12 protein-coding genes are annotated in these 11,776 nt (G+C 72.4%); 9 read left to right on the top strand and 3 right to left on the bottom strand.

Going from position 1 to position 11,776, the window contains the following annotated elements:
• Positions 1-2: 2 nt before the first annotated feature.
• Positions 3-1,172 carry a Glu/Leu/Phe/Val dehydrogenase dimerization domain-containing protein gene (locus MUY22_RS19405; RefSeq protein WP_247061448.1) on the top strand — a complete coding sequence of 390 codons (1,170 nt, stop codon included), beginning with the start codon at positions 3-5 and terminating at the stop codon, positions 1,170-1,172.
• 44 nt (positions 1,173-1,216) lie between these two features.
• On the top strand, positions 1,217-2,245 hold the full coding sequence (locus tag MUY22_RS19400; protein WP_247061447.1) for an LLM class flavin-dependent oxidoreductase: 1,029 nt from the start codon (positions 1,217-1,219) through the stop codon (positions 2,243-2,245).
• On the opposite strand, the gene kstD is transcribed toward MUY22_RS19400, so the two are convergent.
• Positions 2,242-3,975: a 3-oxosteroid 1-dehydrogenase gene (gene kstD / locus MUY22_RS19395; protein ID WP_305879374.1), complete on the bottom strand. Its 1,734-nt coding sequence runs from the start codon at positions 3,973-3,975 to the stop codon at positions 2,242-2,244. The genes MUY22_RS19400 and kstD overlap by 4 nt on opposite strands.
• A 226-nt stretch (positions 3,976-4,201) precedes the next feature.
• Between kstD and MUY22_RS19390 the strand changes: the two genes are divergently transcribed.
• The gene (locus MUY22_RS19390) at positions 4,202-4,909 is read left to right on the top strand and encodes an SDR family oxidoreductase (protein ID WP_247063995.1); all 708 of its coding nucleotides are present in this window, start codon (positions 4,202-4,204) and stop codon (positions 4,907-4,909) included.
• Positions 4,910-4,919: 10 nt separating this feature from the next.
• Positions 4,920-5,645 carry a nucleotidyltransferase domain-containing protein gene (locus tag MUY22_RS19385; protein ID WP_247061446.1) on the top strand — a complete coding sequence of 242 codons (726 nt, stop codon included), beginning with the start codon at positions 4,920-4,922 and terminating at the stop codon, positions 5,643-5,645.
• Here MUY22_RS19385 and MUY22_RS19380 read toward each other — a convergent pair.
• Both MUY22_RS19380 and MUY22_RS19375 read right to left on the bottom strand, forming a co-directional pair.
• Positions 5,625-6,917, bottom strand: coding sequence for a 6-phospho-beta-glucosidase (locus tag MUY22_RS19380; protein WP_247061444.1), 1,293 nt, complete (start codon positions 6,915-6,917; stop codon positions 5,625-5,627). The genes MUY22_RS19385 and MUY22_RS19380 overlap by 21 nt on opposite strands.
• Entirely contained in the window at positions 6,914-7,663 is a 750-nt protein-coding gene (locus MUY22_RS19375; protein ID WP_247061443.1) for a DeoR/GlpR family DNA-binding transcription regulator, read from the bottom strand. The genes MUY22_RS19380 and MUY22_RS19375 overlap by 4 nt, the downstream gene beginning before the upstream one ends.
• A 116-nt stretch (positions 7,664-7,779) precedes the next feature.
• On the opposite strand from MUY22_RS19375, the gene MUY22_RS19370 reads away from it, so the two are divergent.
• The 5 genes from MUY22_RS19370 to MUY22_RS19350 all read left to right on the top strand — a co-directional run bounded on the left by MUY22_RS19370 (position 7,780) and on the right by MUY22_RS19350 (position 11,667).
• Positions 7,780-8,805 (top strand): carbohydrate kinase family protein, encoded by a 1,026-nt coding sequence (locus MUY22_RS19370; protein ID WP_247061442.1) that lies wholly within the window; start codon positions 7,780-7,782, stop codon positions 8,803-8,805.
• 2 nt (positions 8,806-8,807) lie between these two features.
• Positions 8,808-9,518 carry a heavy metal-binding domain-containing protein gene (locus tag MUY22_RS19365; RefSeq protein ID WP_247061441.1) on the top strand — a complete coding sequence of 237 codons (711 nt, stop codon included), beginning with the start codon at positions 8,808-8,810 and terminating at the stop codon, positions 9,516-9,518.
• Positions 9,519-9,640: 122 nt separating this feature from the next.
• Positions 9,641-10,438: a heavy metal-binding domain-containing protein gene (locus MUY22_RS19360; protein ID WP_247061440.1), complete on the top strand. Its 798-nt coding sequence runs from the start codon at positions 9,641-9,643 to the stop codon at positions 10,436-10,438.
• 9 nt (positions 10,439-10,447) lie between these two features.
• Positions 10,448-11,266 (top strand): heavy metal-binding domain-containing protein, encoded by an 819-nt coding sequence (locus MUY22_RS19355; protein WP_247061439.1) that lies wholly within the window; start codon positions 10,448-10,450, stop codon positions 11,264-11,266.
• On the top strand, positions 11,266-11,667 hold the full coding sequence (locus MUY22_RS19350; protein WP_247061438.1) for a hypothetical protein: 402 nt from the start codon (positions 11,266-11,268) through the stop codon (positions 11,665-11,667). The genes MUY22_RS19355 and MUY22_RS19350 overlap by 1 nt, the downstream gene beginning before the upstream one ends.
• Positions 11,668-11,776: the final 109 nt, after the last annotated feature.

Here is an 11,776-nt window from a genome sequence, read left to right as displayed (position 1 = left end):
TGATGACCGAACCCGCGTTCCTCGAGGTGACGTGGACCGACCCCGGCACCGGGTGCCGCGGCTACCTGGTGATCGACCGGCTGGTCCGCGGCGTCGCCAGTGGCGGGCTGCGGATGCGCCGCGGCTGCAGGCTGTCCGAGGTCCGCGGCCTGGCCCGGGGCATGACGCTCAAGGAAGGCCTCAACTACGACCCGGCCGGCCGGTACGTCCCGCTCGGCGGCGCGAAGGGCGGCATCGACTTCGACCCGTACGACGAGCGGGCCCGTGACGTCGTCGCCCGCTACCTGCGCGCGATGCGGCCGCTGATCGAGCAGTACTGGACCCTGGGCGAGGACCTGGGCCTGCGCCAGGACGTCATCGACAGCGTCATCACCGAGATCGGTCTGCAGAGCTCGATCCAGGCGATCTACCCGCTGCTCGAAGACCGCGGCGAGGCCGTCGAACGGCTCGCGGCCGCGTTCAAGATCGAGGTCGGCGGACTGGGGCTTGACGAGCTGGTCGGCGGCCTCGGCGTCGCGCAGGCGACGCTGACCGGTCTCGAAGTGCTGGGCCTCGACGGCCCGAACCGGGTGGTCGTCCAGGGCTTCGGCTCGATGGGCGGTGCCACCGCGCGGTTCCTCGCCGAGGCCGGGCTCGACGTCGTCGGCGTCTCGGACGTCCACGGGGTCGTCACCAACCCGGACGGCCTGGACGTCGAGAACCTGCTCCGGCACCGCGACCGGTTCGGCGGCATCGACCGCGACCACCTGAACCCCGGCGACGAGCTGCGGCCGCCGGAAGCGTGGCTGGACGTGCCGGCCGAGGTGCTCGTGCCCGCGGCCGTCTCCTACTGCGTCGACGCCGGCAACCAGGGCCGGATCGGCGCGAAGCTGATCGTCGAGGCGGCCAACATGCCGGTGACGGCGGAGGCCGAGCGGCTGCTCGGCGCACGCGGGATCCGGGTCGTGCCGGACTTCGTGGCCAACTCGGCGACCAACTCCTGGTGGTGGTGGACGCTCTTCGGCGACGTCGAGGCGGACGCCGATGCGGCCTTCGCCAAGGTCCGTACCCGCATGCGCGAGCTGGTGACGGACACGGTCGAGCGGGCAGCTCGCGACGGCCTCGGCCTGCGTGCCACCGCCCTGGCGCTGTCGGAGAAGAATTTCGAAGCCATCCAGGCGAGGTTCGGGTGACCCACCCCGGGAACGAATCGGACCGAAAGATAGTTGAACGCTCTATGAAACTCGGTATCTACAGCTTCGGCGACCGGCCGCCGGACCCCCGCACCGGTGACCAGGTGTCCGTGGCCCAGCAGCTGGCCAACACCCTCGAGCGGATCAAGCTCGCCGACGAGCTGGGTCTGTCCTTCTACGGCCTCGGCGAACACCACCTCGACCAGTACGCCATCTCGAACCCGGCCACGGTGCTGGCCGCGGCCGCGAGCGTGACGGACCAGATCACCCTGAGCTCCGCCGTGACCGTGCTGAGCACCGAGGACCCGGTGCGCGTCTACCAGCAGTTCACGACCCTCGACCAGCTCAGCCACGGCCGCGCCGAGCTGCTGGCCGGGCGCGGGTCGTTCACCGAGTCGTTCCCGCTGTTCGGCAACGACCTCGGCGACTACGACGAGCTCTTCGAGGAGAAGCTCGCCCTGCTCCTGCGGATCGACCGCGAGGACCCGCTCACCTGGTCGGGCAAGTTCCGGCCGCCGCTCGACAACGTGCGGATCCTCCCCCGGCCCTACGGCCGGCGGCTGCGCATCTCCGTCGGCACCGGCGGCAACCCCGAGTCGTCGATCCGCGCGGGCCTGCTCGGCCTGCCCGTGGTCTACGCCGTGATCGGCGGCCGTCCGGAGCGCTTCGCGCCGCTGGTCGACCTCTACCGCCAAGCCGGCGAAGCGGGCGAGCACCAGCGCGAAGACCTGCACGTCACGATGAGCGCCATCGGGCTCATCGCGCCGAACTCGCAGGACGCGAAGGAGAAGTTCTACCCGTACTGGCTCGAGACGATGAAGTACGGCGCGAAGGCCCGCGGCTGGGCGATCCCGACCCGCGCCGAGTACGACACGTACGCCCAGGGCGCGCAGGCGTTGTTCGTCGGCAGCCCGCAGGAGATCGCCGAGCGGCTGATCTCCGTCGGCAAGCTCACCGGCGCCGACCGGTACGCGCTGCAGATGGACTGGTCGGGTGTGCCGCACCAGGACGTCATGAAGGCCATCGAGCTGCTCGGCACCGAGGTGCTCCCGTTGGTGCAGAAGGAGTTCTAGACGTCGTTCGCGGCGATGTAGCCGAACGTCATCGCCGGGCCGATGGTCGAGCCCGCGCCCGCGTAGCTGTGGCCCATCACGGCCGCGCTGGCGTTGCCGGCGGCGTAGAGACCGGGGATCACCGAGCCGTCCGGGCGCAGCACGCGCGCCCGGGCGTCCGTGCGCATGCCGCCCTTCGTGCCCAGGTCGCCGGGGACGAGCTTGAGCGCGTAGAACGGCGGTGCCCACAGCGGCGCGAGACAGGAGTTGGGCAGCACCAGCGGGTCGGTGTAGTAGTGGTCGTACGCGCTCGCGCCGCGGCGGAAGTCGCGGTCGACGCCCGCCCACGCGAAGCCGTTGAATCGGTCCACTGTGGACTTAAGCGCGGCCGCCGGCACGCCGATCGCCGAGCCGAGTGCTTGGATGCTCGACGCCTTGAAGACCGCGCCCGCGCTGTACCAGGCGTCCGGGAACGGCAGCAGCGGCAGGATGTCGCGGAACAGGTACTTGTTGCGGTAGCTCTGGTCGACGATGAGCCACGCGGGGATGTCCGGCGCCGACGGGTTCTTGTCGTACATCGTGTGCACGACGTCGCTGTAGGGCGCGGCCTCGTTGACGAACCGCTGCCCGGCCTGGTTGACGATCAGGCCGCCGGGCAGGGTCCGCTCGGCCAGGCAGAAGTACGGGTCGCCGGGCGTCGGGATCGCCGGGCCCCACCACGCGTCGTCCATCAGGTCGAGCGCGGCGCCGGCCCGCTGACCGGCGCGGTGGCCGTCGCCGGTGTTCTCCTTGGCGCCGACCGTCCAGGCCGTGCCGATCGGCTGGCGCTGGTACTGCGCGCGCATGGCCGCGTTGTGCTCGAAGCCACCCGAGCCGACGATCACGCCGCGCCGCGCGCGGATCAGTCCCTGGGGCACCAGAACCCCGGTGACCGCCCCGTTTTCGACGTTCAGGTCGGTGAGCGGGGTGTTCAGCAGCACCGGGACGTTCGCGGCGAGCAGCCCGGCCCGCAGCCCGGCGGCCAGCGCCTGCCCCATGGTCAGCGGCTTCTGCCCGGCGAGCGCGGCGGCCGTCCCCCGCGCGAGGCACGTCGCGGCCACCGCGGCGCCCTTCGCGTTGACCGCGGCGAGGTTCAGCCACTTGTAGTCGGCGCTGAACACGACGAGCCCGGCCGGCGTCGCGAGGTACGCGGGGTTCAGGTTCGCCAGCTCGGCGCCCAGCAGATTCCCGTCGAACTGGTCCGGCTCGATGGACCGCCCGTTCGGCAGGCCGCCCGGCAGCTCCGGGTAGTAGTCGCTGTAGCCCTCCATCCAGCGGAACCGCAGCGGGCTGTTGGCCATGACGGACGCGATCATCGCGGGTCCGTTGCGCAGGAACGCTTCCTGGCGCGCGGCCGGCACGTCCGGGCCGACGACGGCGGCGAGGTACTGCGCGGCTTTCGCCGGCGTGTCCGGCACGCCGGCGGCGAGCAGCACGGGGTTGTTCGGGATCCAGATGCCCGCGCCGGACCGCGCGGCGGACCCGCCGAACGTCGGCGCCTTCTCGACCACGACGACACTCAGCCCGCGCTTGGCCGCCGTCAGCGCGGCGGTCATCCCGGCCGCACCGGAGCCGACCACGACGACGTCGTACTCCCCCACGAGCGGCGCCGCCCCGGCGGCCGGCGCCCCCGCGATTCCGGCGGTCACGGCGAAACCCACGCCCGCCGCGGTGCCGCGCAGGATCTGGCGGCGGGTCAGGTCGGCATCCATGGCGCACTCCTCGCTCGCGGAACGGCGAACGTCATGGTGTCGGTACCGGCCAGAAACTGGAACATGTTCTACCCGCTTGGAGCAGCCGTCACCGTCTCGAATGGACCGGTGGCGCCAACCGTTGACGACATTCGGCGCACCGGTCCTTAAGTTGACGACTCCCTCATCTTCTGACTAACTTGAGAGCAGTCTCAAGTTCTCTCCCGAGGAGGTCCTCTTGTCGAAAGTGCTCGCCGTCCTGGGTGTCGGTCCCGGGCTCGGCCTGGCGATCGCGCACCGGTTCGGCCGCGAAGGCTTCACGACGGCGCTGGTCTCACGCACCGACGCGCGGCACGCGACCTACCGCGCGTCGCTCGCCGAAGCCGGCATCACCGCGCACACCTACACCGCCGACGTCACCGACAAAGCCCAGGTCGACGCCGTCCTCGCCCGCATCACGGCCGACGCGGGCGAGATCGACACTGTCTACTTCGGCCCGGCGGACCTCGGCGTCGGCTCAGCCATCGCACCGCTCACCGAAGCCGGCGCCGACCACCTGCGCGTGCCGTTCGAGTCGATCGTGCTCCCGGCGGCGCAGCTGACCCAGGCCGTGCTGCCGGGCATGCTGGAACGCGGCGCGGGCTCGCTCCTGTTCGCCGGCGGCATCAGCGGCAAGTACCCGATCCCGCTGCTGGGCAGCTTCGCCCCGGCGGCGGCAGCGCTGCGCATGTACGTCCTGACGCTCAACGCGGCCGTGCGCGACCAGGGCGTCTACGCCGGAACGCTCACCATCGGCGGAGTGATCGAACGCGGCGACATCCACCGGATGTTCACCGAGCAGACCCCCGATTCCATGCCGGGCACGCTGGATCCCGACGACATCGCCGAGCGGGCGTGGCGCCTGCACACCGAGCGCGACGAGGCCGAAGCGGAGTTCAACGCGCTGGCGGTTTAGCCTGGCGATCGTGTACACCTCCGGAGAGCGGGACCTGTTGCGGGACAAGCTGATCGAGGCGGCCCGCGCGGACGACCGCGTCACCGGGGCCGCGCTCACCGGCTCGGGGGCGCTCGACGCCGAAGACGCCTGGTCCGACATCGACCTCGCCTTCAAGACGGCCGCACCCGAGCCCGTGCTCGCGGACTTCACCGCGCTGATGTACCGCGAGCACGGCGCGCGGCACCACATGGACGTCGTGTTCGAGCGGACCGTCTTCCGGGTGTTCCTGCTGGACAACACCCTTCAGGTCGATCTGGCGTTCTGGCCCGAGGCGGATTTCGGCGCGACGACGCCGAAGTTCCGGCTGCTCTTCGGCACCGCGAACGAGCGCGATCAGGCGTCGCCGCCGGACGCGCGGCGGCTGGTCGATCTGGCCTGGCTGCACGCCCTGCACGCGCGGTCGAGCATCGCCCGCGGGCGCCACTGGCAGGCCGAGTACATGATCGGCCGGGTTCGCGACCACGCCCTCGCCCTGGCCTGCGTGCGGCACGACCTGCCCGCGGGCGAGGGCCGCGGGCTCGACCGGCTGCCCGCCGCCATCACGACGCCGTTCGAAGAAACCCTGGTACACGGGCTCGACGACCTCGCCCGGGCGTTCCGCGCCGTCACCGGACTCCTGATCGCCGAGATCGAGCGGGTCGACGCCGAGCTGGCCGGGACGCTGGCGCCGCTGCTACGCGCGCCGGCTTCCTAGGTACGCGAGTTCCGGGTGCGCGGCGACGTAACCGTCGAGCAACCGGCGCGCCACGGACACCGAGTCGACCAGCGGGTGCAGCGCGAACGCCCGCAGCGCCGCCGTCCGCGAACCCGTCGCCGCCGCCTCGATCGTCGCCCGCTCGACGGCTTTCACCGCCGTCACCAGGCCCAGCGCGTGGTCCGGCAACGGCCCCGCGCCGATCGGCCGCGCACCCTCGGCATCCACCAGGCACGGCACCTCGACGACGGCGTCGGCTGGGACGCCCGGGAGTGCGGATCCGTTGCGGACGTTGAGGATCAGCGTGGCGCGTTCGCCGCCGGCGAGGGCGCGCATCAACGCCAGCGCGACCTTCTCGTAGCCGCCACCCTCGAGATCCTCGCGTTCGCCTTCGCGCGTCTCGGCCATGTACGTCTCTTCGCGCTCCAGCCGCGTCCGGTCCCACGACGCCAGCGACGGCTCCGCGTAGAACGGCTTTTGCTGCTCCAGCAGGAAAGCCCCGCGCGACGCGACGCCCAGGGCTTCGCGGGTGAAGTAGTAGTAGTGCAGGTACTCGTTCGGCAGGGAACCCAGCGCGCGCAGCCAGTCCGCGCCGAAGAGCTTCCCTTCCTCGAACGACTCCAGTGCGTCCACATCGGACAGCAGCCGCGGCAGGACGTCCTCGCCGCCGACGTGCATGGCCCGCAGCCAGCCCAGGTGGTTCAGGCCCGCGTAGTCGAACCGCGCCGTTGCCGGGTCGACGCCGAGGGCGCGTGCCACCCGGCGGCAGAGCCCGACCGGCGAGTCGCAGATGCCGATCACCCGGCCGCCGAGCACGCCGGCCATCGCCTCGGTGACCAGGCCGGCCGGGTTCGTGAAGTTGACGACCCACGCGCGGGGCGCCACCTCGGCGATCGTGCGGGCGAGCGCGACGGCGACCGGGACCGTCCGCAGCCCGTACGCGATCCCGCCCGCACCCACGGTTTCCTGCCCCAGCACGCCTTCCGCGAGCGCGACCTGCTCGTCGAGCCGCCGGCCGCGCATCCCGCCGACCCGGATCGCGGAGAACACGAAGTCCACATCGGACAGTGCGGCGCGCAGATCGGTCGTCGTGCGCACCCGCGGCGCGCCCGGGACACCGGCCGCCTGTTCGGCGAGGACGCGCTCGATGGCGGCGAGGCGCCCGGCGTCGACGTCGTGCAGGACCAGCTCGGTGATGTCACTCCCGGCCAGCAGCGCGCCGTGCACCAGCGGGACGCGGAACCCGCCGCCGCCGAGCAGCGCGAGCCTCATCGCAGCACCTCGACGCCGGCCTCGCCGAGCGCCGCGCAGGTCGGTTCGTCGGCGCCCGCGCTGGTGACGACGATGTCGAGCGCCTCCGGCCCGCAGACCTTGGCGAGCCCGGTGCCGGGGAACTTGCCCGCGTCGGCCAGCAGCACCACGCGGTCGGCCGCGGCGACCATCGCCCGCTTGACCGGCACCTCGACGACGGTCGAGTCCATCACCTGGCCGTCGCACCGCACGCCACTCGCACCGAGGAAGACGGTGCCGGCGCGCACCTGGCGCAGCGCGTCCTCGGTGAGGAACCCGACCATCGAGTGGTAACTGCGGCGCACCACCCCGCCGAGCAGCACGAGCTGGACGTCTTCGGCGTCCTTCAGCTCTTCGTAGACGGCGAGGCTGCTGGTGATCACGGTCAGCGCGCGGTCACGCAGGTGCCGGGCCAGCCGGTGCGCGGTGGTGCCGATGTCGAGGAGCACGGTGTCGCCGTCGGCGACCAGCGCGGCCGCGCGGCGGGCGACGGCTTCCTTGTCGTCGGCGCGTTCCGCGGCGACCTGCGCGAACGGCTCGTCGTCGTCCGCACACGCCACCGCACCGCCGTAAACGCGGGTCAGCCGGCCTTCGCGGTCGAGGTGCACCAGGTCGCGCCGCACCGTCGCCGGGCTGACGCCGAGCCGCTCGGCCAGCACGCCGACCGGCGCCGGCCCCTCCACGCGCAGGGTCCGCAGGATCAGGTCGTAGCGGCGCTGGGGCAGCATCCGGCGACGATAGCAGTCAAACCTGCTCACCACACGGACGAGTTTGCGCAGGTCTTGCGAAATCTGCGCGACTCAAGCAGTCTCGTGCGCAAGCTTGCGCAGCTCTGGAGGCGCCCGTGACGGCTGAACCCGACGTCGACGTCTTCCTGTCCGGCCTGCTGTTCTTCGACCTGGTCTTCACCGGTCTGGAAAAGCCGCCCGCACCGGGCGAAGAGGTGTGGACGGGCGGCATGGGCTCGGGGCCCGGCGGGATCGCGAACTTCGCCGTCGCGCTGAGCCGCCTCGGGCTGCGGACGTCGCTGGCGGCCGCGTTCGGCACCGACGTCTACGGCCGCTACTGCTGGGACGTCCTTTCGCGGCAGGAGAACATCGACCTCTCGCGCTCGCGGCGGTTCCCGCAGTGGCACTCCCCCGTCACCGTCTCGCTCGCCTACGCCGGCGACCGTGCGATGGTCACCCACGGCCACCCGCCGCCCGTGCCCGTCGCGGAGCTGGCCGGTTCGCCGCCGCCGAGCCGCGCGACCGTCGCCCACATCGGGCTCGACACCGCCGACTGGGTCCACACGGCGCACCAGTCCGGCAGCCTCGTGTTCGCCGACGTCGGCTGGGACCCGTCCGAGGCGTGGTCGCGGGCGCTGCTGGACCAGCTGGCGTGCTGCCACGCGTTCCTGCCCAACGACATCGAGGCCATGCGCTACACCCGCACGGACACGCCCGAAGCGGCGCTGTCGATGCTCGCCGACCTCGTGCCGATCGCCGTGATCACCCGCGGCGGCGCGGGTGTGCTGGCCGTCGACAGCACCACCGGCGAGACGGCCGACGTGCCCGCGCTGCCGGTCGACGTCCTCGACGCCACAGGCGCGGGCGACGTCTTCGGCGCGGGGTTCGTCGCCGCGACGCTGACCGGCTGGTCGCTGGCGGACCGGCTGCGGTTCGCGTGCCTGACCGCGAGCCTGTCGGTGCAGCACTTCGGCGGCGCGCTCGCGGCGCCCGGCTGGCACGAGATCGCCCAGTGGCACGCGCGCACCCGGCGCCGCGACTACGCGTTCCTCGACGAGGTCCTGCCCGCCGACACCGAAACCGGCACCTCCCGGCGCGGGCCGGTGACGCTCGGCTTCGGCACCGAGGACGGCTGGGGGTAGCCGTGCCGGACCGCGCCGCCCGCTACACCGCGTCCGGGCTGCGGACGTCGCTGCTGACGGTGCCGGGCGCGGTCGGCGCCGAAGCGGTGGGGCTGCGGCCGATCGGCGAGGTGATGGGCTGCGTCGTCGAGCACGCCGGCGTCGACGATCCGGCGGCGTGCCTGCGCCGCGGGTACGCCACGGCGCTGGACCGGCTGCGCGCGGAAGCCCGGGCCCTCGGCGCGGACGGCGTCCTCGCGATCCGGTGCACGGTGACCCGCGCCGGCCGGACGCGGGAGTTCGTCGTGCTGGGCACGGCCGTCCGCGCCACCGGCGGCAAGCGGCCGGGCCGGGTCTTCACGACGAGCCTGTCGGGCCCGGACGTCGCGAAACTCCTGCCGGCGGGCTGGGTCCCGGTGGCCCTGGCGATCGGCCTCGACGGCGGCACGGTCTACGACCTCGCGATGCCGGACCGCCCGGCCCGGGAGATCGCGGCGCCGACGGATCTGGTGACGCGCGTGCGGGCGACGGCCCGAGCGGAGTTCCTGGAGGCGGTCCGGCTGTCGGGAGCCGACGGCGGCCTGGTGTCGGCGACGACGCTGAGCGCGTGGCCCCTCGGCCGCACCGGCGCGGCGGCGGTGGCGGGCGTGTTCGGCACGGCGATCGCCCGGTGCGGTGACGGTCCGGCGCCCCGGAACGCGTTGGCCGTGCTGCCGCTGGACCGCCGCGGCTGACCCGGCGCACGCAAGATCTTTCCCCTGAACCGGGAGCTTCCGGACTGATCACCCCAGCTCCGCCGCCCGGGGTGCGGATCCGTGCCACGATGGCGGGAGAAGCCGGCCGAAGGAGGTCCGAAGTGCCCGAGTGGGACGGTCGTGGCCTGCCTCCCGTCGCGCGGGCCCGTGTCGAGCGCTACGCCGCGTCCGGGCTCAAGACGTCGCTGATGAGCGTGCCCAGTGCGGTCGGCGCCGAAGTCGCGGGCTTCACCGCGGTCGGCGAGGTGATGGGCTGCGTCGTGCAGCAGGTCGGCTGGGCCGGCACCGCAGTCTTCGCCGACGACCAGGTCAAGCTGATCTCCGGCATGCTGCGGCAGGGCTACTCGACCGCGCTCGACCGGCTCGCCCAGGAGGCGACCGCGCTGGGCGCCGACGGCGTGCTCGGCATCGGGTTCACCGTCACCTCGCTCGACGGCGTGATGGAGGAGTTCGTCGCCCTCGGCACCGCCGTGCGCGCGGAGACGAAGCAGCGGCCGCGGCGGCTGTTCACCACCGACCTGCCCGGCCAGGACGTCGGCAAGCTGATGCAGGCGGGCTGGGTGCCGGTGCGCCTCGCGGTCGGCATCGCCGGGCGCGCGCAGTACGACTACAACATGCAGTACCAGACGACCACCTGGGCCGGGAACACCGAGGTGGACGCGCCCACGCGGGTCGTCACCGAAGTCCGGGCCGCCGCGCGGGCCGAGTTCGCCCGCGCGATCCGCGACGCCGGCGCCGACGGCGGCATCGTCTCCGGCATGACCCTGCGGACGTGGCCCGTGCAGGAGGTCGCGATGGCCGGCATCGCGTCCGTCACCGGCACCGCGATCGCCCGCTTCCACACCGGGCGCGCCGCCCCGACGAGCGCGCTCAAGATCCTTCCGTTGAACCGTTCCTGAGGAGGCTTCGTGACCACCGCGGACCCCGCCGGGCAGCACATCCCCGAGGATGCGATGCGCCGGCTCGCCGAGATGCGACCGGGCCAGAAGACCAGCCTGTTCACGTCGGACCTGAGCGTCAACGAGTTCCTGCTCGTGCGCGAAGCCGGGTTCCGGCCGCTCGGGCTGGTGCTCGGGTCGAGCATCTACCACGTCGGGTTCCAGATGGGCCGGTGGAGCAAGAACCAGGAGCTGGACCGGCTTTCCCAGGCGATGTACCACGCCCGCGAGCTCGCGATGTCCCGGATGGAGGCGGAGGCGGACGTGCTGGGCGCGGACGGCATCGTCGCGGTCCGGCTCGAGATCGAGTTCAAGGAGTTCGGCAGCGACCTCGCCGAGTTCATCGCCGTCGGCACCGCGGTGAAGGCCGACGAACCCGGGCAGTGGCGCAACAACACCGGGAAGCCGTTCACCTCGGACCTGTCCGGGCAGGACTTCTGGACGCTGGTGCAGGCCGGGTACGCGCCGCTGGGCATGGTGATGGGCACGTGCGTCTACCACATCGCGCACCAGCGGTTCCGGCAGATGATGGGCAACATCGGCCAGAACGTCGAGATCCCGCAGTACACCGAAGCGCTCTACGACGCGCGCGAGCTCGCGATGTCGCGGATGCAGACCGAGGCGGAACAGCTCGAGGCGGAAGGGATCGTCGGCGTGCAGCTGCTGTCGCTGCCGCACCGCTGGGGCGGGCACACGACGGAGTTCTTCGCCATCGGCACCGCGGTGAAGCCGTTGCGGGAGGACCACCACATCGCCAAGCCGCAGCTCGTGCTGCCCCTCACCGACTGATGGGCGCCGAGCTGGAGTTCCACCTGCTGGTGGCGGCACTGCGCACGGACCGCGCGGACGTCGAGTCCTACCACCGGGTCCTGTCGGAAACGCTGGGCGACGCGCTCCCGGCGGGCATGGTCGAGGTGGCGCGGCGCAAGACGTTCGCCGACCGCGTCGCGGGCCGTGACGGGCAGGTCGTTTCGGTGCAGGTGACCACCCCGGACCGGGTCCTGGTCTTGAGCGCGGGCAAGCACGGCGGGGTCGCGGCGGAGATCCGCCAGGTGGTGCGCGGCGTGGTGATCAGCCGCAAGGAAACCGCGGTCAACGACTGGCTGGCCGCGCTCGCCCAGGAGCTGACGACGCTGGCCGAGAAGGACGCGAAAGCCCGGGACGCGCTCTCACGCCTCCTCGGCGGCTGAGAAGTCCTTGCCGCGCAAGGGAAGTGGTGTCGGGGGCGGGATGAGCACCCCCGAATACACAGCCTAGCCGCGGGGTACGACAGAACGGGCGTCAGCACTCGGGCGTCAG

Origin of the sequence: Amycolatopsis sp. WQ 127309, from assembly GCF_023023025.1 — a bacterium.
Classification (GTDB): Bacteria; Actinomycetota; Actinomycetes; order Mycobacteriales; family Pseudonocardiaceae; genus Amycolatopsis.
Note: the sequence above shows the minus strand (reverse complement) of the source record. Positions and strands in the feature narration are given on the sequence as shown.

What these genes read in the sequence shown, in the direction of transcription:
- MUY22_RS19405 (WP_247061448.1), top strand. Translation starts at nt 3, where the DNA reads ATGACCGAACCCGCGTTCCTCGAGGTGACGTGGACCGACCCCGGCACC.
- MUY22_RS19400 (WP_247061447.1), top strand. Translation starts at nt 1,217, where the DNA reads ATGAAACTCGGTATCTACAGCTTCGGCGACCGGCCGCCGGACCCCCGC.
- kstD (WP_305879374.1), bottom strand. Translation starts at nt 3,975, where the DNA reads ATGGATGCCGACCTGACCCGCCGCCAGATCCTGCGCGGCACCGCGGCG.
- MUY22_RS19380 (WP_247061444.1), bottom strand. Translation starts at nt 6,917, where the DNA reads ATGAGGCTCGCGCTGCTCGGCGGCGGCGGGTTCCGCGTCCCGCTGGTG.
- MUY22_RS19375 (WP_247061443.1), bottom strand. Translation starts at nt 7,663, where the DNA reads ATGCTGCCCCAGCGCCGCTACGACCTGATCCTGCGGACCCTGCGCGTG.
- MUY22_RS19350 (WP_247061438.1), top strand. Translation starts at nt 11,266, where the DNA reads ATGGGCGCCGAGCTGGAGTTCCACCTGCTGGTGGCGGCACTGCGCACG.